The 20,389-nt window shown below is 65.2% G+C and carries 16 protein-coding genes and 1 pseudogene; 15 read left to right on the forward strand and 2 right to left on the reverse strand.

The window, feature by feature from the left end; all coding sequences use genetic code 11:
• The 13 genes and pseudogenes from Q3866_RS06220 to Q3866_RS06280 form a co-directional block, all read left to right on the forward strand.
• A pseudogene (locus Q3866_RS06220) lies at window positions 1-253 on the forward strand (hypothetical protein); the annotation flags it as partial.
• A 154-nt stretch (window positions 254-407) separates the two neighbouring features.
• Window positions 408-953, forward strand: a complete 546-nt coding sequence (locus tag Q3866_RS06225) for a shikimate kinase (protein ID WP_293826637.1) — start codon at window positions 408-410, stop codon at window positions 951-953.
• On the forward strand, window positions 950-2,188 hold the full coding sequence (locus Q3866_RS06230) for a hypothetical protein (RefSeq protein WP_301830436.1): 1,239 nt from the start codon (window positions 950-952) through the stop codon (window positions 2,186-2,188). The genes Q3866_RS06225 and Q3866_RS06230 overlap by 4 nt, the downstream gene beginning before the upstream one ends.
• Before the next feature lie 114 nt (window positions 2,189-2,302).
• Window positions 2,303-3,427 (forward strand): Xaa-Pro peptidase family protein, encoded by a 1,125-nt coding sequence (locus tag Q3866_RS06235; protein ID WP_301830439.1) that lies wholly within the window; start codon window positions 2,303-2,305, stop codon window positions 3,425-3,427.
• 371 nt (window positions 3,428-3,798) lie between these two features.
• Window positions 3,799-4,782: a PTS sugar transporter subunit IIB gene (locus Q3866_RS06240; protein WP_301830441.1), complete on the forward strand. Its 984-nt coding sequence runs from the start codon at window positions 3,799-3,801 to the stop codon at window positions 4,780-4,782.
• 15 nt (window positions 4,783-4,797) lie between these two features.
• The gene (locus Q3866_RS06245) at window positions 4,798-5,613 is read left to right on the forward strand and encodes a PTS mannose/fructose/sorbose transporter subunit IIC (RefSeq protein ID WP_301830442.1); all 816 of its coding nucleotides are present in this window, start codon (window positions 4,798-4,800) and stop codon (window positions 5,611-5,613) included.
• An 18-nt stretch (window positions 5,614-5,631) separates the two neighbouring features.
• Window positions 5,632-6,552 (forward strand): PTS system mannose/fructose/sorbose family transporter subunit IID, encoded by a 921-nt coding sequence (locus Q3866_RS06250; protein WP_301830444.1) that lies wholly within the window; start codon window positions 5,632-5,634, stop codon window positions 6,550-6,552.
• A 106-nt stretch (window positions 6,553-6,658) separates the two neighbouring features.
• Window positions 6,659-7,060 (forward strand): DUF956 family protein, encoded by a 402-nt coding sequence (locus Q3866_RS06255; protein ID WP_293673420.1) that lies wholly within the window; start codon window positions 6,659-6,661, stop codon window positions 7,058-7,060.
• A 481-nt stretch (window positions 7,061-7,541) separates the two neighbouring features.
• Complete coding sequence (gene efp, locus Q3866_RS06260; RefSeq protein WP_293673421.1) at window positions 7,542-8,108, forward strand: elongation factor P; 567 nt, start codon at window positions 7,542-7,544, stop codon at window positions 8,106-8,108.
• 66 nt (window positions 8,109-8,174) lie between these two features.
• Entirely contained in the window at window positions 8,175-8,537 is a 363-nt protein-coding gene (locus Q3866_RS06265) for an Asp23/Gls24 family envelope stress response protein (protein WP_293673422.1), read from the forward strand.
• Window positions 8,538-8,539: 2 nt separating this feature from the next.
• Window positions 8,540-9,184, forward strand: a complete 645-nt coding sequence (gene nusB / locus Q3866_RS06270; RefSeq protein ID WP_301830447.1) for a transcription antitermination factor NusB — start codon at window positions 8,540-8,542, stop codon at window positions 9,182-9,184.
• A gap of 5 nt (window positions 9,185-9,189) precedes the next feature.
• Window positions 9,190-9,519, forward strand: a complete 330-nt coding sequence (locus Q3866_RS06275) for an exodeoxyribonuclease VII small subunit (protein ID WP_293673424.1) — start codon at window positions 9,190-9,192, stop codon at window positions 9,517-9,519.
• 2 nt (window positions 9,520-9,521) lie between these two features.
• On the forward strand, window positions 9,522-10,289 hold the full coding sequence (locus Q3866_RS06280; RefSeq protein ID WP_301830448.1) for a TlyA family RNA methyltransferase: 768 nt from the start codon (window positions 9,522-9,524) through the stop codon (window positions 10,287-10,289).
• 244 nt (window positions 10,290-10,533) lie between these two features.
• On the opposite strand, the gene Q3866_RS06285 is transcribed toward Q3866_RS06280, so the two are convergent.
• Window positions 10,534-12,816: a YhgE/Pip domain-containing protein gene (locus Q3866_RS06285; protein WP_301830450.1), complete on the reverse strand. Its 2,283-nt coding sequence runs from the start codon at window positions 12,814-12,816 to the stop codon at window positions 10,534-10,536.
• Between the two features lies 1 nt (window position 12,817).
• Entirely contained in the window at window positions 12,818-15,595 is a 2,778-nt protein-coding gene (locus Q3866_RS06290; protein WP_301830452.1) for a YhgE/Pip domain-containing protein, read from the reverse strand.
• A gap of 527 nt (window positions 15,596-16,122) precedes the next feature.
• Between Q3866_RS06290 and metK the strand changes: the two genes are divergently transcribed.
• Window positions 16,123-17,397, forward strand: a complete 1,275-nt coding sequence (gene metK, locus Q3866_RS06295; protein WP_301830455.1) for a methionine adenosyltransferase — start codon at window positions 16,123-16,125, stop codon at window positions 17,395-17,397.
• Between the two features lie 559 nt (window positions 17,398-17,956).
• Window positions 17,957-20,263 carry a primosomal protein N' gene (priA, locus tag Q3866_RS06300; RefSeq protein WP_301830457.1) on the forward strand — a complete coding sequence of 769 codons (2,307 nt, stop codon included), beginning with the start codon at window positions 17,957-17,959 and terminating at the stop codon, window positions 20,261-20,263.
• Window positions 20,264-20,389: the final 126 nt, after the last annotated feature.

A 20,389-nucleotide genomic window follows, 5' to 3' on the forward strand; every position in this document is an offset into this window, starting at 1 on the left:
CAGGCTGCTGCTTGGCGTGGCCGCCGTGGGCGCCTACCGCGCGGTCTGGGGGTGGGTGGGCCTGGGGCTTGGCGACGTCAAGTACATGGCCGCCTGGGCGTGCGCACTGGGCTGGTGGGTGGTGCCAGCCCTGGCTGCCGCGTGCCTGGGCGGGGCACTCTATGCCTGTATCCGTCGCGAGCGCACCTTCGCCATGGCGCCGTGGCTCACGCTCGCGTTCGCCTGCGCGTTCGTCGTGGCCCTCCTCCGTTAGGTCGTGCGCCCTCGCTGCGCTTCTTGGCAGGCTTGTCCAATAGGTCTTGCGCCCTCGCTGCGCTAGAATCTCATGTATTGCTGTGGTCGTACTGCCGGCTCGCCGTCACGGGTGCCGGCAGTGCTCTTTGCGAGCGGGGGAGGTGGCCTCACACATGGACAAGGACAGCGCGGGTCTTGGCCACCGCGGCTGTGACCACGTCTTCTTCATCGGTTTTCTCGGTGCCGGCAAGACGACGGTCGCGCGCAACCTCGGCAACATGTTCCATCGCTCGTTCGTCGACGTCGACCGCATGGTCGAGCGCGAGCTGCACGAGAGCGTGGCGCGCATCTTCGAGACGCGTGGTGAGGCGGCCTTCCGCCGTGCCGAGACGCGCTCGCTCGAGAGCCTGAGGAGCCGCCAGAGCCTGCTGGTGAGTTGCGGCGGCGGCATCGTCGAGGGGCCCGATAACGCCCGCATCATGCACGAGATGGGCAGCATCGTCTATCTCGACGGCACTCTCGAGGACTCGTTGCGCCAGATCCGCCGGCCCGAGAAGCGCCCGGACCTGGGAGACCTCGAGCACGCCCGCGCGCTCTACGCGCACCGCCGCCCGCTCTACGAGGAGGCGGCCGACTACCGCGTTTCTATCTCTGGAAAGACGTTCGAGCAGGTTGCCTATGACGTGGCGGGGCTGCTCTGGGAAAGGGGACTGCTATGAGTGACGAGACGAGCGAGGCTAAGGTGTCCGAGCAGCCCGAGGCGCCGGCTGCTGCGCCCGAGCCGGCGCCTGTCGTGCGCCGCCAGTCCATCGTGATGCGTACGGGCTCGTGCGACATGCGCGTGGGTACGGGCGCCCTCGAGCAGCTGGGCCAGGCTGCCAAGATCGCGGCCGGCAAGCCCTGCCGCGCCCTTCTCGTCCAGGGCGAGGACGCCGACGCCGAGCTGGTCGAGCGCTGCCGCAGGCTGCTCGTCGACCAGGGCTTTACCGTGAGCATCACGAGCGCCGTGGCGGGCCGCGCGAGCCGCAGCCTTGCCTGCGTGCAGCACCTCTACGAGGCAATGAGTGGGGCGCGCGTTACGGCCGACGACCCGGTTGTCGTCGTGGGCGACGCCGACGTCATCTCCGCCGCGATCTTCGCCGGGGCCACCTGGCACACCGGCTCGCCCGTCGTGGCCGTTCCCACGACGCTCGACGGCGCGGTCGACGTCACCGTGACGCCACGCGCCATCGACGCCCCCGGCGCGCCTGAGATGCTCTCGTGCCGCGGCAACGCGCGCTTCGCCATCTGCGACCCTTCGGTCATGGCTGCGGGCCGCGACGCGGATGGCGAGCTCATGGGTCGCGCCGTGATGGTCGCCGGCTGCGTCGCGGCGGGGGAGAACTCCTTCTCCGAGCTGTGCGTCCGCGCCGACGGCATCATCGCGGCCCGCGAGGCCGAGCTCGTCGACGCCATCCTCGACGTCACGAAGGCGCGCGCCCGCGTGGCCTCCTCGAGTGCCCTCGCCATGCGTCAGGGCATCCTCTACGGCCGCTGCGTGGGCCGTGCCCTCGAGCGCGCCTTCGACGGCGCCCCTGCCGCCGACGAGCGCTTCCTCGTCGAGGAGAGGCCCGGCACCGCGCGCCTCTTCGCCGAGGCACTGCGCATCTCGGCCCGCCTTGCCGCCGCACGCCAGGCGCCCGATGAGGCCTTGGTCGACTTCGTGTTCACCCAGGACGCCCTGCTCGAGAAGTTCGGCCTTGCCGAGGTCGCCTGCGCGCTCGACCCCGTCGAACTCGCCGCCGCGCTCAAGGCAGACGAGCTTCAGCGCTCGAACCGCTGCATGATCCCGCTGCCGCTCGGCTTTGGCCGCGTGCGCTTCACTTCGCTCGAGGACGACATGATCGCCGAGCACCTGGGTGCCTGGTGCAAGTCGCGCCGTAAGCTGGCCCGCCGCCGCGCCCGCGAGGCCTAACGCCGCGCCCAAGGCGAGAGAGCCGCTCCTCTCGCCACGCATTCTTACTTTGGTTCCCATACCTGGGACAATAGATGCCAGGCACCTATTGTCCCATTCGTCGAAAGGACAGACATGGCAGACGAGAAGGCATGTGCCGTGCGCGTGGCGAAGCTGCGCGCCATCATGGAGGAGCGCGGCTATGACGCCGTGATTCTGCGCAACAACCCGGACCTGCGCTGGCTCACCGGCTGCGAGCGCACGTTCGACGACGAGGTGGCCCACACCGCCGTCATCACGCCCACGCGCCAGATGCTCCACACAGACTCGCGCTATTACAACACCTTCTGCGAGCGCCTGGGCGCGGACACCGCCTGGGAGCTCGACCAGACGATCGTTGGCGCCGAGGAGTGGGCGGCCGACCGCATCGTCGAGGCCCGCGCCCGCGTCGTGGCCGTCGAGGACACCTGCACGCTCGAGTTCTACGACGCCCTTCAGGTTGCCCTCGCCGCCCGCTCTGTGGCGCCCGCCCTGCCGCGCCTGCACGGCGACCTCATCCGCGCCCGTGCCGTCAAGGATGCCGAGGAGGTCGAGCTCATGCGTGCCGCCCAGCGCGTGACCGATGCCGCCTTCCGCCACATCTGCGGCTACATCAAGCCGGGCGTCACCGAGCAGCAGATCCGCGCCGAGCTCGAGAACTACATGCTCTCCCATGGCGCCGACGGCCTGTCGTTTGGCACGATCATCGCGAGCGGCCCCAACGGCGCCAACCCGCACGCCCAGCCGGGCCCGCGCGTGGTCGAGAAGGGCGACATGATCGTCATGGACTACGGCGCCACCGTGGCCGACTACCACGCCGACATGACGCGTACCGTGTGCGTGGGCGAGCCCTCCGAGGAGCAGCGCCACGTCTATGGCGTCGTGCGCCAGGCCCATGAGGAGTGCGCCGCCATGGCCTGTGCGGGCGTCATCGGCAAGGACGTCTACGACCACTCGGTCAAGGTCATCAGCGACGCCGGCTACGGCGACTACTACAAGCACGGCCTGGGCCACGGCGTGGGCGTCGAGATCCACGAGGAACCCAACTTCAACCGCCGCAACACCGAGCCCATCCCCGCGGGCGCGGTCATTACCATCGAGCCGGGCATCTACCTGCCGGGCAAGTTTGGTATTCGCCTCGAGGACTTTGGCCTGGTCACCGAGGACGGCTACGAGCCCTTCACCGAGTCCCCGCACGAGCTCACCGTCATTCCCTGCTAGTTCTAGCTCATTGTTTGGTCAAGAAGGCATATCGACTTCTTGACAAAAGGCACCGGGCGCATGGCGATATTGCCAATTGCCCGGTGCCTTTCTTCTAACTTGCCAAAATAATCGATGAACGGTAGCGTTATGTTTTGCAGATTACCTACCGGTAACGTTATGTGGTCAATACTTATCCGTATAAGCAGCCTATTTTGGTAAGTATTTCGATTACATAGTGGAAACGGTGCGCATTATATATGCGCACGATATTAAAGATTGAACCAACTAAAAAACCACCGTTGACAAACGATTTGTCCACAACTCACGCCCATCCACTTATTATTTCTCCTGTCCCGTTCGTTTACCCCATTACTGCATGGGAGGTAGGAATGGTAGGGATTGTCCTAGCAAGTCATGGCGAGCTTGCGGCGGGCGTCCGGCAGACGGGCTCCATGGTCTTTGGTGACCAGGAGAACGTCGCGGTCGTGAGCCTCGAGCCCTCCATGGGTCCTGATGACTTCAGGGCCAAGCTCGAGGAGGCGGTAAGCCAACTCGAGGACCAGGAGCAGGTCCTGTTCCTGGTTGACCTTTGGGGAGGCACGCCGTTCAACCAGACGAGCGCCCTCATCAAGGGTCACGACACCTGGGCCATCGTCACGGGTCTGAACCTGCCGATGCTCATCGAGGCCTACTCGGCGCGCATGGATGCGTCGAAGACCGCGCATGAGATCGCGGCTCACCTGGTTGGCGAGGGTCGCAAGGGCGTGCGCGTCCTTCCCGAGGCGCTCGAGCCCGCGGCTGCGGCTGCGGCTCCGGTTGCCAAGGCTGGCGCCATTGCCCCGGGTACGGTCCTTGGTGACGGTCACATCAAGATCGCTCACGTCCGCATCGACACGCGCCTGCTTCACGGCCAGGTTGCCACGACGTGGACCAAGACGATCGCCCCTGACCGCATCATCGTCGTCTCCGATGGCGTCGCCCACGACGACCTGCGCAAGACGATGATCGAGCAGGCCGCGCCCCCGGGAGTTCCGGCCAACGTCGTGCCCATCAGCAAGATGATCGAGGTCACGAAGGATCCGCGCTTTGGTGCTACCAAGGTCATGCTTCTCTTCGAGAACCCCCAGGATCTGCTTGCTGCCATCAAGGGCGGTGTCGACATCAAGAAGGTCAACATCGGCTCGATGGCGCACTCCGTGGGCAAGGTCGTCGTGACCAACGCCGTCGCCATGGGCGCCGACGACGTCAAGGCGATCGAGGAGCTCAAGAGCCTCGGCGTTGAGTTCGAGGTCCGCAAGGTTCCGTCCGACAGCTCCGAGAACATTGACGCCATGCTCAAGAAGGTAAAGGCCGATCTGGCCGCTCAGAAGTAAGGGAGGGTTTGACTCATGTCTCCAATCACGATCATTCTCATCGTCATTGTTGCCCTCCTGGCTGGTATGGAGGGTATTCTCGACGAGTTTGAGTTCCACCAGCCTCTGGTGGCCTGCACGCTCATTGGCCTCGTTAGTGGTCACCTGCAGGAGGGCATCATCCTCGGCGGCCAGCTTCAGATGATTGCCCTTGGCTGGGCCAACATCGGCGCTGCCGTTGCCCCGGACGCCGCTCTCGCCTCCGTCGCCTCCGCCATCCTCATGGTGCTGGCCCTCAACGGTGGCAACGCCGACGCCCAGACCGCGATCAACACCTCCGTGGCCCTGGCCATCCCGCTGTCCGTCGCTGGCCTGTTCCTTACGATGATCTGCCGTACCCTCGCCACCGCCATCGTCCACGCGATGGACGCCTGCGCCGAGAAGGGCGACTTCAAGGGCATCGAGGTCTGGCAGGTTGTTGCCATCCTGATGCAGGGTGTTCGTATTGCCATTCCGGCCGCGCTGCTCTGCGTCATTCCTGCTGAGGCCGTCACCAGCGCCCTCAACGCTATGCCCGCTTGGCTGTCCGGCGGCATGGCCGTCGGCGGTGGCATGGTCGCCGCAGTCGGCTACGCCATGGTCATCAACATGATGGCGACCAAGGAGGTCTGGCCGTTCTTCATCCTCGGCTTCGTCCTCGCCGCCATCTCCGAGCTCACGCTCATCGCCCTTGGCCTCATCGGCATCTCGCTCGCCCTCATCTACCTTGGCCTTAAGGACATGGCCAAGCAGGGTGGTAACGGCGGCGGCTCCGGTGACCCGCTCGGCGACATCCTGAACGACTACGAGTAGGAAGGGAGAGTGACTGACATGGCACAGGACAAGATCGAACTTACCTCTGCTGACCGCAAGAAGGTTTGGTGGCGTCATCAGTTCCTGCAGGGCTCGTGGAACTACGAGCGCATGCAGAACGGCGGCTGGTGCTACTCGATGATCCCCGCGATCAAGAAGCTCTACCCGGCCAAGGAAGACCAGGTTGCCGCCCTCAAGCGTCACCTCGAGTTTTACAACACGCACCCCTACGTCTCCAGCCCGGTTATCGGCGTGACCCTGGCCCTCGAGGAGGAGCGCGCCAACGGTGCTCCCGTTGACGACGCCGCCATCCAGGGCGTCAAGGTTGGCATGATGGGCCCGCTGGCCGGCGTTGGTGACCCCGTGTTCTGGTTCACTGTGCGCCCGATTCTCGGCGCCCTCGGCGCGTCCCTCGCGCTGGGCGGCTCCATCCTCGGCCCGATTCTGTTCTTCGTGGCCTGGAACGTCATTCGTATGGCGTTTGAGTGGTACACGCAGGAGTTTGGCTACAAGGTCGGCTCCTCCATCGCCAAGGACCTCTCCGGTGGTCTGATGGGCAAGGTCACCGAGGGCGCTTCCATCCTGGGTATGTTCATCATCGGTGCCCTGGTCGAGCGCTGGGTGTCCATTTCCTTCACCCCGATCGTCTCCACGGTCAAGCAGTCTGCTGGCGCCTTTATCGACTGGGCTAGCCTGCCTTCCGGTTCCGAGGGTATCAAGGAAGCGCTGACGATGTACAACTCCGTCGGTGCTACCGCCCTTGATCAGATGAAGGTCACCACGCTTCAGGCCAACCTCGATCAGCTCATCCCCGGCCTTGCCGCCGTGTGCCTGACCCTGCTGGTCTGCAAGCTCCTCAAGAAGAAGGTCAGCCCGATCGTCATCATCCTGGCTCTCTTCGCCGTGGGCATCATCGGCCGTCTCCTCGGCTTCATGTAAGATGTGCTCGCGAGGCATCCGCGCAATCGGTTGCCACAACAAGTAAGTCTGGGCGGGCCGCCTCCAGTTCTCTGGGCGGCCCGCCCTCTTTGGCAAGGAGAGGCGCATGGCGCAGTCACTCAACACAAAGGTCGAGCTCACGATCAAGGCCACCTCCTTCATGGGCCTCGCCACCTATGGCGACATGATGGTAGGCGACCGCGCACTCGAGTTCTACAACGAGCGCAACCGCGAGGACTACATCCAGATTCCGTGGGAGTGCATCGACCACATCGCGGCCTCGGTCATGAACCACGACAAGACGATTGCCCGCTTTGCCGTCTTTACCACGCTTAACACCAACGCCTTCTCGTTCTCGACGCGCGACAACAAGAAGACGCTGCGCGCCATCCGCGAGCACATCGGCGACGACAAGCTCGTGCGCTCGCCCACGTTCTTTGGCGTGCTCAAGCGCGGCGTCGCGAGCATTCCGGGCAACGTCAAGAGTCTCGTGAACCGCAAGAAATAGGGGTCGCTCGCTGCTTTTCTCCTGCCGCGCCCATCGTTCTACTGCTGCCTCCACCGAGCACCCGCTTTTACGCGTCTGGTCCATCGAGCACCCGCTTTTACGCGTCCGAATCTTTGAGCACCCGCTTTTACGTGCTAGGAAGCCTCCCAGCACGTAAAAGCGGGTGCTTGCTTGCATCAATGGAGGAGCGGGGACAAGGGGGCGTGTCTTTTGTCCCCGCTCTGGATGCCGTGGCGTCATGCCTGACGAGGGCTCGACGCTCCTTCGTTCGCCACTTGCGAATGCAGGCTCTAACTGGCGGGGCCAGTGCCATGTCTCTCTCAACCATCTCGGGCGGAATCGTGCCCGTCCGTCCCGTGCGTGCGTTGCTGCTGGTAGCTGCTGCTACACATAATCGACAGGCTCGGTATGCTAGAATTTCCAAATGCATGAACGTATGTGGCCCGCCACCGTTGGGCCAAGACAGGAAGAGAGTCTTTAGATGCAGCAGATCAGCACCGCCGAGTTCAAGAACGGCATGGGCCTCAAGATCAAGGACAAGATCTATACGCTCGTTGAGTTCCAGCACGTCAAGCCGGGCAAGGGCGGCGCCTTCGTTCGCTACAAGATCAAGGATCTGCGCTCCGGCCGCGTTATCGGCGACCAGACCTGCAACGCCGGCTCCAAGTTCGACTCCGTCATGCTCTCCACCAAGGAGATGCAGTACCTCTACAATGACGGCGACAACTACTACTTCATGGATATGGACACCTACGAGCAGATTCCCGTGTCCACGGACTTCATCGGCGAGAACTACAAGTGGCTCAAGGAGAACGATACCTGCCAGCTCATGTACGCCGATGACGACCTGCTGACCGTCCAGCCTCCCATGTTCATCGAGGCTGAGATTACGAAGACCGACCCGGGCTTCAAGGGCGACACCGTCCAGGGCGGTGGCAAGCCTGCCACCATCGAGACTGGCGCCGTCATCCAGGTCCCGATGTACCTCAACGAGGGCGACGTCATCAAGGTTGACACCCGCGAGGGCAAGTTCGTCGCCCGCGTCTAGCTTCACCCGTCACTTGCCCGCGCGTCAATCCGGCGCGCGGGCTCATTCACCTCGAAAGGGGCAGACATGAGCAATGAGCTGAGAATCGCCGGCATGGGCGTTTCCAAGAGCGTCATCACCACGATCGTGAGCGGTGCGGCCGAGAAGGTCGAGGGCGTTGCCTCCGTCTACGGCAAGGACATCGCGAGCGGCATCATCGCCATGCTGACCTCCAAGCCCCAGCCGACGACCAATGCCGTCGAGGCCACGGTTGCCGAGGACGACTCCCTTGCCATCACTGTGAGGCTCGCCGTCTTCTTTGGCTACCCGTTCACCAAGCTTGCCGCCGACGTGCGCGAGGCCGTTGCCACCGCCGTCGACGCCCAGATTGGCGTGCGCGTCTCGAGCATCGACGTCTGCATCGACGAACTCGTCTTCCCCAAGGAGTAGCCTTGTCTTCTCGTTCTCACCACATCGGTGGGCGCACGCTGGCCCGTTGCCAGGCGCTGCAGCTCATGTTCCAGGCCGAGGCCTGTGGCCGTTCCGTCGCTGACGTGCTCGCTGGCGAGTACGCGGTTGATCCCGGCCCGCTCGACGAGTACGGCGAGTTCCTCGCTCGCGGTGCCGACGAGTGCCGCAGCGACCTCGACCACGTGCTCTCTGGCGCCACGCGCAACTGGAGCCTCTCGCGCATGTCTGCGACTGACCGCAACCTGCTGCGCATCTCCCTGTACGAGATGCTCCACAACGATGAGGTGCCCGTCTCGGTGAGCATCGATGAGTGCGTTGAGCTCGCCAAGGACTTTGGTAGCTCCGATGAGTCGTCTCGCTTCGTGAACGGCATCCTCGGCCGCATCGCCGCCCAGCTCGACGAGGGCGTTGACGTTGTGGCCGTGGCCCGCGAGCGAGCTGCCAAGGAGGCCGCCGAGGCCGCTGAGCGTTCTGCCCGCGAGGCCGAGGAGCGAGCTCGCCAGGAGGCCGAGAACGCCGCCTACGATGATGGCTACGGCTATGAGAACGAGTCTGCCGCCGAGCAGGGCGCTTCCGTTGGCTCTTCGTCTGACGACGTGCCCTCCTGGGCCAACGAGGGCGAGTAGCTCAGATGGCCAAGGGTCCAGACACCTCGGGATACGAGCGCTTCTCAGACGTGACTCAGCGCCTCGACGAGATCATTGGCGCCGTGCGCGACAAGAACACGTCGCTCGAGCGCTCGCTCGACCTTTTCGACGAGGCCATCGCTCTGGGCACGCGTGCCGTTGACCTGGTCGATAAGGCCGCCTTCTCGCCGGAGGAGCGCGAGCGCCTGGCCGAGCCTGTGGGGGAAGGCGACGATTCCTCTCCTTTCGCCGAGGACGGCGATGCTGTCTCGACCAACGGCTCCGACGCCGCTGAGCAGGGCGACTCCTCGACTGTTGCTTCCGAGGGCAAATAGCCTTGGGCAAGCGTAGGCTCGACGAGGAGCTCGTTGCCCAGGGGTACTTTAGGTCTCGCGACGACGCGATGCGTGCCGTTATGGCCGGCGACGTCTCGGGACCTTCAATGCGTTATACCAGCGCCGGGACGCAAGTGCGTCCCGGCTGTGAGCTGCATGTGCGCGGTTCGCTTCCCTATGTGAGCCGCGGCGGGCTTAAGCTCGAGCGCGGCCTCGAATTCTTTGGTGTTGACCCTACCGGTCTTACCTGCGTTGACGTGGGCTGCTCAACCGGTGGCTTTACCGATTGCCTGCTCTCTCGCGGGGCCGCTCACGTTACGTCTGTCGATGTTGGCTATGCGCAGTTTGACTGGTCGCTGCGCCAGGACGAGCGCGTGACCTTGCTCGAGCGCACCAACATCGTCGACGTTCCCACCGCCGAGAACCGTGGGAGCTATGACCTGGCCGTGTGCGACGTGTCGTTTACCTCGGTCATGACGATTCTGCCCGCCGTCTGCGAGCTTTTGGGCCCGCAGGGGCGTTTTCTTACCCTGGTGAAGCCGCAATTCGAGGCGGCTCGCGAGGACGTGGGGGAGGGCGGCGTCGTGCGCCGCCCCGAGGTGCGTCGCGCCTGCGTGGAACGCGTGGCTCAGGGCCTCAATGAGGCTAGCCTTGCCGTGGCGGGCTGCTGCGAGAGCGCTATCACGGGCGCCAAGGGCAACCACGAGTACCTGCTGCTGGGCGTTCGCGGCGGCGAGCCTGCCGAGCTTGACCTCTCATTCATTGGGTAGACCAAGCAGTTCATTGTGTATGGGGCAATAAACGCCGCCGCCGTCAGTTTGCAGCAAACGACCGACTCTGGCGTAGTTGCCAGCGGCCATATATTGCTATTAGCTGACTCTGTCTACCTCAAAGAAGACGGACCATATCGAGCCGCAAAGAAACGGGGCGCCAGCGACACGATTGGTCGCTGGCGCCCGTTGGCGTGCGTATGTGCCGTTCGCGTCTCGAGGCAACACGACCGGCTAGGCTCCGCTACATGATCTTGGTGCTCTCGAGCTTCTTCTCGACCCACTCGTTGAGGTGGATGATAGGACGCCTCAACACGAGGCCCAGCAAAAGCGACGGAATGATGAACAGCGCGAGCGTGCCCAGGCAGGTCCAGAAGTCGTTGCCGTAGAGACCAAACATCGCGGCGCGCATTGCGTTTTCGGCGTGGACAAAGGGCAGGAACGGATAGATCGCCTGGAAGGCCTGGGGAAGCATCTGCATCGGGAACGTGCCGCCCGAGCCCGCTACCTGGATGACCATGAGCACAACGGCGATGGCCTTGCCCACGTCGCCAAACGACGCCGTGAGCGCGTAGATGATGTTCACGAACGTGAAGCTCGCGACCCAGCAGGCCACAAAGAACAGCAGGGGATTGGCGCACTGCGTGCCCAGGAAGTAGAGGTCGCCGGCGCAGATGAGCGAGCTCTGCAGCAGACCCACCAGCGCAAAGAGAAAGAGACGGGCGAGATAGCCCTGCGTGGGGTTGAGCCCCAACTCCTCGGCGATCTTCTCGCTCGGGTTGGTCTTAACCAGAGCCGCGAGCACCACGCCGCCAATCCAGATGGCGAGCGTCGTGTAGAAGGGCGCCATGGCGCTGCCGTTGTTCTCGATGGCATAGAGGGGCGTGCGGTCGACCGAGACGGGCGAGGAGATGAACTCGGCAAGCGAGGTGGGGTTGGCCGTGAGGATGTCGCGTACCTGCTGCAGGTCATCGGAGTCGAGCGCGGCGCGCAGGCTCGTGTGCAGGTTGGAGAGCTGGCCAGCGGCCTTCTCGAGGGCGTCTGCGGTGCTGTTGAGCGAGCTCGTGGCGTCGCCGAGCGTCGAGGCGGCAGCGCTGGCCGTCGAGCCCACGGAGCCGAGCGTGTCATCGAGGCTCGCTACAATGGCGTCGGCACCCGAGGACGCCTCGGAGATCTGCCCCGCAAGCGTCGCGAGCGTGCCCTTGAGGTCTGCCTCGTAGGTGCCCTGGACCTGGCCGATACCTGCCTTGGCGGTCTCGACGGCGCTCTTGAGCTCGTCGCGCACCTGCTCGGTGTTGTTGCGCACGCTGTCGATGTTGGTCTGTGCCTCTCCAAGCTTGGTCGCGAGCGTGGTCATCTCGTCTGCGGAAGTGCGCAGGCGCTTGGCGTTCTCGGTGGCTTGGTCGCGCAGGCTCGCGGCCGCGTTGTAGGCCCGGGTGAGGGCCTCGTAGCGGATGGCGTAGTCGGCGGCGGTGGGGTCGAGGGCCTGACGCTGTGCGTCGATGTTGTCCATTGCGGTGGAGGCCGAGGCGGCGGTGTTGTCGAGCTTGGCGGCGAGGTCACTCAGCTTGGTGGCGTTGCTCGTGGCGAGGTCTGCCGCGCGGCCCAGGGCGTCCCTCAGATCGCTCGTGGGCTTGTCGGCCGCATCGAGCGCGGCGTCGATGGCGCTGCCCACCGAGTCGATGCTGCCGGCGCTGCTCGCCAGGGCGTCGTTCAGCGAGTCGGTGGTGCCGTCGAGGGCGTTGCCGAGGTCGCGCACGTTGCTCGCCGTCGCCTGCAGGGTGCCGCTTACGTCGAGGGTGGAGGACAGCGAGCTCGAGAACGAGCCCGAGCCGGAGTCGAGCAGGCCCTGCGTGGAGGAGAGGATGTCGGCAAAGCCGCGGATGTCGCTCGCGGTCGAGGCGAGCGTGTCGCAGCCGCGCGAGATGGCGTCGTCGAGCTTGTCGGCCACCTCGGAGAGCTTGTCGCCGTCGAGGACGCCGCCCAGCTGCTCGAGCGCGCCCGAGCCCACGGTGGTCACGGACTCGGCGAACGAGGCGTCGATGTCACTCTCGATGGCGGTGCTCGCCTTGTTGGTCACGATCTGGGCAATCGCGTTGCTCTTCTCGTTCTGATAGAACTTGACCTGCGGCTTCACCGGGTTGGACGACAGCGCCGTCATCATGTCGGTCGAGAAGTCCTCGGGAATCACCACGGCGGCGTAGTACTCGCCGGAGCGCACGCCCTCGATGGCCTCCTGCTCGGTCGTCACGGTGTAACCAATGGAGGTCGATTTGCGCAGGTCTGCCACGACGTGCTCGCCAAAGTTGAGCTCGATGGGCAGGATGTCCGAGCTAAAGCCCTTGTCGGAGTTGGCTACGGCCACCTTGAGGTTGGCGGTGTTGCCGTAGGGGTCCCAGGAACCCGCGATGTTGAACCAGGCGTAGAAGGTGGGCACCACGATCATGCCCACGAGTACCACGAGGGCGATGACGTTACCGCGGATGCTCGACAGGTCGCGCTTGATGAGCTGGAAGATCTTGGACATCCTACGCCTCGCCTCCCTTCTCGGATCCGTCGTGTGCATTGGCGTTGTCTGCGCTGCGCTCCTCGCTGACCTCGGCATCGTCCGTGAGACTCACGGCGTGCCACGCGGCGGCGGGGCTCAGGGGCCCGTCTGCGTCGTGCGGGATGGGGGCGGCAGGCGCGTCGGTTTTGCGCTCGAGCAAGATCTTGTCGATGGGCGCGAAGGCCATGAACTCCTGGCGCAGCTCGTCGTCGAGCAGGGCAAAGAGGTCCTCGCGCGTCATGTCGGCGAGGGTGGTCTTCTCGGCCACGCGGGAGTGGAAGTACTCCACCACGATGAGGAACGTGCAGATGACGACGAGCGACATGATCCAGGCGATGAGCAGGGCAAACTTGAACGGCGTCACAAACACCAGCACCAGCATGAGCAGCGGGAACCAGATGAGGGCCGCGAACCCACGCTTGATGAGGGTGGGGTACATGAGCTCGAACTTCGCCGCGCGCTCGAGGAAGGTCTGCTTGTAGTCGGCCGAGTGCAGGATGACCTTGACTATGGTCGACAGGCGGAAGTGTGCGCCCTCGAGGCCCGTGCGCTCCGAGATCATGAGGTCCGTCTCGCCCAGCTTGCGGTCGAAAAGGGCGTTGATGTTGAGCAGGTGCCTGCGCGCCGTGACGCCGATGAACACGGCTGGGATGAGGAAGACGAGCACCATCGCGAGGTTAAAGCCGTAGTAGCCGCCGTAGAAGCCCGCGATGGCCTCGCGCATCGCGTTGATGCCGTAGGTGAAGGGCAGCCACGGGTGAATGGCCTTGAAGAAGTCGGGCTGCATCTCGATGGGGTAGGTGCCCGAGCCGCCCGGGATCTGTAGGATGACGATGAGGACGGCGAGCGCCTTGCCGATGTGCTTGAACGCCACGGAGAGCGCGTAGACCACAAAGACGTAGACGAAGCTCTCGACCATGCCGGCAAACACGAAGGCCACCGGGTTCAGGCACTGGATGCCCAGCAGGATGTCACCCACGCAGCAGATGATAGCCTGGATCTGTCCGATGAGGTTCATGAGCAGCCAGCGGCCAAAGAAGCCCTGCCATGGCTTGAACGAGCCGATGCCCTCGTCGTCGACCTCAAGCTTGTAGATGGCGACGAGCACGATGCCACCCACCCACAGGGCGAGGTTGGTGTAGAACGGCGTGACGCCGCTGCCGTAGTTCTCGACCGGGAAGATCGGCTGCGAGACCATCTCGACGGGCGAGCCCATGAACTGGCCCACCTGCTCGGCGTCGAGGCCCATGGCGTCCTTGAGGAGCTTCATGGTCTCGGCGCTCTGCAGGGCCGCGGTGTCTGCCGCGAGCGTCCCCACGCCGTCTGCGGCGTAGCTCACGGCCGCGGAGGTCTTGGAGAGGGCGTCTGAGCTCTGGGCAAGCATGCTGTCGAGCTGGCCCAGCGTGGCGTCCACCTGCGTGAGCATGGGGGCAAGCGAGCGCGAGAGACCCTGCAGTTGGCCACCGGCGTCAGCAAAGGCGTCGAGCGAGTTGGAGAGGGCCGGCATCGTGGTGGTGGCGAGCGTGCCCTGGAGGTCGTTGAGCGTCTTGGCGCTGCTCTGGACGGCGTCGTTCACGCTGTCCGAGAGGTTCCTCACGGCGTCGTTGCCGGCCTTGATGGCGTCGGAGGTCTGCTGCAGGCCGTCGAGCTTGCCCGAGAGGTCGCCGGTGACGCCGTCGAGAGCGGCGATGGCCGAGTCGAGGCTTGCGAGGGCGTCGGCCTTGCCGGGGGTGCCGTCGGGGATGGCGGTGTTAACCTTATCGCGCACGCTCACGAGCTGAGCACGCACGGTGGAGAGGGTAGAGCCGCCCAGGGCGCCCGCCTGCGAGATGGCACCGTCGAGCTGGCCCTGCGCCCAGCCGATGTTGCCGCAGATCTGGCCGATGTCGTAGTTGGCCTGGCTCGAGATGCCCGTGACGCTCGTGACGCCGGTGCCCAACGCGCTCGAGAGCTGCGCGCCCAGGGCCTGCGCCTGCATGCGGGTGGTGGAGAGCGTGTCCATCGACTGGCCCAGGGCGTCTGAGAGCGAGGTTGTGGAGCCGCTCACCTGCGAGAGGGTGGAGCGGGCGCTCGAGATGGTGCCGCGAGCCTCGCTGATGAGGCCCTGCGCGCCGTCGAGGTCGCCGGTAAGGCCCGTGAGCAGGTTCTGGACGTCGGTGAGGTCGCCCGCGGCGGTGGCCACGGCGTTGTTGGTGGCGTCGAGCATGGAGCCGGAGAGGGCCGAGACCTTCTCGACGATGGTCTGCGAGGCCGTCTCGACGAACTGGTTGGCGATCTGGTTCTCGAGGGTGGTGGCGCCCGTGTCGGTGACCTTGGGCGAGATGGCGTTGACCTTCTCGTTCACGTAGTAGGTGATGTGCGCCTGGTTGGTGTCGCCATCGAGGATGTCTCCCAGCGAGGCGGTGAAGTCGCTCGGCACGACGAAGGCGGCGTAGTAGGTGCCCGCCTTGACGCCGTCGAGCGCCTCGTCCTCGGAGTCTACGAAGGTCCAGGCCAGCTGGTCGTTCTCCTTGAGCTGGTCCTCGATCATGTCGCCGGCGTTGATGTAGCCCATGTCGCCGATGTCTGCGCCCTCGTCCTCGATGACGACGGCGATGGGCACGGTCGAGGTGTTCTCATAGGGGTCCCAGTTCGCCAGGATGTTGAACCAGGCGTAGAGGGAGGGGATGATCGCCACGCCGATGGCGATGACGATGGCGACCGGGTTCACGAGGATTCGCTTGAGGTCGCGCTTGAAGATCTTGAACGCAGTTCTCACTTGGAGACTCCTTGCCTGAGGTCGAGCTGCCGGCACCTTTCTCGCACTCATACAACTTATATAAGTATGCGAGAAGCGCTGGTTTTATGGAACTGGCGCGGGCATGCGCGGCGACGCTCGCCGCACGCACCCGCAAACAAGCGTGATATACCCTAACAGCTTGACAATAAGTGGGGCCGTAGCTGAGAAGTTTACATAATTTCTTTGTTTACACGACGTCCCTGTGGGAATACACTGTTCAGGCCCGAAAGGGCGCTCGTCAAGAGGCGCCGCTGACCTTGCGCGTTGAGGCCCGCACATGGCGCATAGAGCCGAGGGACCGAGCCCGATGACGCTCCGACAACCCACCAGCCCCGCTGGCAGGGTGCCAATTCTCGGCGGCCTTGCTGGCCGGAAGACGGGGGAAGCATGACTCGCGCGTCATCGACGTCCCCTTGCACAGGTGAGGGGACGTTTTTCGTCTCCGGGGCGCCCGCCCGCGCGCGGCGCCCACAACGTGGCGGCACGTCCGCCAGAAGGGAGAAGGGATGAGCGCAAGCGAGTCCACCAACGAGAGCTACTACTTCACGTCTGAGTCGGTCACCGAGGGCCACCCCGACAAGATCTGCGACCAGATCAGCGACGCCGTGCTTGACGCGATCCTTGCCAAGGAAGCGCGCCTGCAGGCCGAGGGCTACATCTCGCCGAGCGGCCAGCCCGCCAACGTCGACGAGGTGCGCTGCGCCTGCGAGACGTTCGTGACCACCGGCACCGTGGTCGTTGCCGGCGAGATCCGCACCCAGGCCTACGTCGACGTGGCAGAGATCGCCCGCGAGACGCTGCGTAGAATAGGCTACGACCGTGCCAAGTACGGCTTTGACTGCGACACCTGCGGCGTCATCAACATGATCCACGGCCAGAGCCCCGACATCGCCCAGGGCGTCGACGAGTCGTTCGACGCGCAGGCCGGCCGCACCACCGACCCGCTCGACCTCATCGGCGCGGGCGACCAGGGCATGATGTTTGGCTACGCCTCCGACGAGACCGACGTCCTCATGCCCATGCCCATCTACCTGGCCCAGAGCCTCGCCAAGCGCCTGGCAGACGTGCGCAAGAGCGGTGAGCTCTCCTACCTGCGCCCCGACGGCAAGACCCAGGTGACCGTGCGCTACGAGCAGGGCCGCCCCGTCGAGGTCTCGGCCATCGTCGTATCGACCCAGCACGACCCCGAGGTCGACGACATGGCCGTCATCAAGGCTGACGTCACCGAGCACGTCATCGCGCCGGTGCTTGACGCGGCGAACATCCCCTGGAGGGACGCCGACATCTACGTGAACCCCACCGGTCGCTTCGTCGTGGGCGGCCCCATGGGCGACACGGGTCTCACTGGCCGCAAGATCATCGTCGACACCTACGGCGGCATGGGCCGCCACGGCGGCGGCGCCTTCTCGGGCAAGGACTGCACCAAGGTCGACCGCTCGGCCGCCTACGCCGCGCGCTGGGTTGCCAAGAACATCGTGGCCGCGGGCCTGGCGCACAAGTGCGAGGTGCAGCTGGCCTACGCCATTGGCGTGGCGCACCCGCTGTCCGTGCTCGTCGACACCAAGGGCACCGGCACCGTGAGCGACCGCACCATCGAGCGTGCCGTCGAGCGCGTCTTTGACCTGCGTCCGGGCGCCATCATCCGCGACCTCGACCTGCGCCGCCCGATCTTTGCCAAGACGGCCGCCTACGGTCACTTTGGCCGCAAGGACCCCGACTTCACCTGGGAGGCCACGAACCGCACCGAGGAGCTCAAGGCCGCGGTGGCCGAGCTGGCCTAACCAGAATCTGGGACACTTCCGCCCGTAGCTTTTCTGTCCCACTTTTCCTGCGGTTTGGGACGATAAGGCTACGGGCTTTATTGTCCCAGCAACAAATTAACAAGCGTTGACGAGGGCGTGGCCGTCTGGCTGCGCCCTTGTTGCGTTGATTTCCGCAACTTGTAAGACCTGCGAAACTGGGGGAGGGGCAAAACGTTTTGCCACCTATTTTGATAAAATTATGAACGTCTATACCGATGAAATTATCGGGGGGGGGCATTCGGAGCCTGCTTCTCGACTGCATATGACCGATCGGAGTAACCGTGGACAGACTCGCCCGTCGAGTTCGCCAGACCCTTCTTTCCGGCGAGGGGAGGGGGCGCATGTGCCATGGCGCCCGCAAGGGACTCGCCCTTCTCGCCCTGGGCCTCGACCGCTGACGCAAGCGCGCCTAGTTCTTTCAGAAAAGGTGACAAAGGGGTCGTAGCACTTTGTCACGCTTGAACTTCATGACAAGACGGAAGGCCATCACCTTCCGTCTCGTTTCTTTTTGTCCGTCCAACGTGGCAAACTGGGAGCCATGAGATACGCACAGGTCGTTCCGGACATACCCACCCGCGCCATTGACGGGTGCTTTGACTACGCCATCCCCGCTGAGCTCGAGACGAGCTGCGTGGCCGGCTGCACGGTGCTCGTGAGCTTTGCCCATCGCCTGGCGGTGGGCTACGTCGTCTCGACTTCGGCCGAGGTGTCGGAGGGCGTGAACCCTCTGCGCGTGCTGAGCGTTGAGCGCGTGCTTGCCCCGTCTGCCTTTGACGAGGTGGCGGCGGGCCTTGCCCTGTGGATGGCCCGCGAGTACGCCGCGCCCCTGGCGTCGTGCCTGCGCCTCATGCTTGCGCCCGGCCAGACGGTGCGCGTGCGCAAGAGCGACGAGGGCGCCTGGGAGCTTGTTTGCAACCGTGCCCAGGCGGTCGACGATCGCTGGTCCGCGCTCACCGATGCCGGCCGCGCCTTCACGCCGCGCAAGAACGCAAGCCGCCAGCGGCAGGTGGTCGAGGCCCTCGCGGCCGGCCCTATGCGCGTGGCCGAGCTCGCGGCGATGGTGTCGGGTGCCGCGGGCGTGATCTCGGCGCTTGCCAAGCGCGGCCTCGTGGAGGTCGAGCATCGCCGCCGCATCCGCGGGGGAGAGCAGGCCTCGACCCTCTCGAACGCCAACGCCCCGCGCCCCACCCAATTAACCGCAGGTCAGCAGGGTGCTCTTGCCGCAATCGGCGAGGCCGTCTCCGCCAGGCGCGGCGACGTCGTGCTCGTTGATGGCGTCACGGGATCGGGCAAGACCGAGGTCTATCTCGACGCCATCGAGCGCGTGCGCGCCCAGGGCAGGGACGCCATCGTCCTCGTGCCCGAAATCTCGCTCACCGCCCAGACGGTGGGGCGCTTCCGTAGCCGCTTCGGCGACGACGTGGCGATCCTCCACTCGCGGCTCTCGACCGGCGAGCGCTTTGATCAGTGGGACTTACTGCGCAGCGGCGCCGCGCACGTGGTCGTGGGCGCGCGCTCGGCTCTCTTTGCCCCGCTCGCGAACGTGGGCCTCATCATCATCGACGAGGAGCACGAGGGCTCCTACAAGCAGGACCAGGCCCCGCGCTATCATGCCCGCGAGGTGGCCGCCGAGCTTGCGCGCCGCCGCGGGGCGGCGCTCGTGCTGGGTAGCGCCACGCCCTCGCTCGAGAGTCTCGAGCGCTGCCGGGCGGGCAGCTGGCGCGGCGTCTCGTGGACGCGTGCGAGCATGCCCGAGCGCCCCGGTAGCGCCGTTCTGCCCACCGTGCACGTGGTCGACATGCGCTCCCAGCCGGGTGCCAAGGGAGGCTCGGTCTTCTCGCGCACCCTGCGAGACGCCCTTCTCGAGGTGGCCGAGCGCCGCGAGAAGGCGGTGCTGCTCCTTAACCGCCGCGGCTTCGCGAGCTTCCTCATGTGCCGCGAGTGCGGCTGCGTGCCCACCTGCCCGCACTGCTCCACGGCGCTCACCTACCACGAGCGCACGCACAGCCTCGCCTGCCACACCTGCGGCAGCGTCTGGCCCGTGCGCGCTTACCCCGACCCCTCGACCAAGTGTCCCAACTGCGGCAGCCGCTACCTCGCCCAATATGGCGTGGGCACCCAGCGCGTCGAGGACGAGCTGCGGATGCTTTTGCCCGAGGACGTCGAGGTCATACGCATGGACGCCGACACCACGGCCACCAAGGGCGCCCACACGAAGCTCCTCGAGCAGTTCGACGTGGCCGAGTGCGCCGTGCTCGTGGGTACCCAGATGATTGCCAAGGGTCTCGACTTTCCCGAGGTCACGCTTGTGGGCGTGGTTAACGCCGACACCACCCTCAAGCTGCCGGACTTTCGCGCCGCCGAGCGCACCTACCACCTGCTCGAGCAGGTCGCGGGCCGCGCGGGCAGGGGAGAGCGCCCGGGGCAGGTCGTCATCCAGACCTACTGGGCCACGCATCCTGCGATTCGTGCGGTCGAGAAGCACCGCCGCGGCCCCTTCGTGGCCTACGAGCTCGACGAGCGCGAGGAGGCCTACTACCCGCCCTTCTCGCGCCTCGCCAACGTAACGTTTGCCGGGCTTAACGAGGGCGTCGTGCGCGACTGCGCGGCGGCGTTTGCCCGCGAGCTGCGCGCCCGCGTGCTCGACCTGCCGGGCGAGTGGGAGGTGTTGGGCCCCGCCGAGTGCGTGCGCGCCAAGGTCAAGGACCGCTTCCGCCGCCACGTGGTTGTGAAGGCCCCTGCCGCGGCCAACGTGGGACCCGTCCTCACGGTCGCGGCCGACGCCCTGCCTGCGCGCCGCGACGTGGCGCTCTCGATCGACGTCGATGCCTACGACCTGCTGTGACATGCCCGCTGGGACAATAGATCTCCGGGACACTGTCCCAATTTGGGACAATAGAACTCCGGGACACTGTCCCAGCGGTCGTTCGCTGTGCTAATTCTCTTGGCTTTGCAAGGCCGCGCGCGCTGG

The organism is uncultured Parolsenella sp. (assembly GCF_958346945.1).
In the GTDB taxonomy this organism is placed as follows: Bacteria; Actinomycetota; Coriobacteriia; order Coriobacteriales; family Atopobiaceae; genus Parolsenella.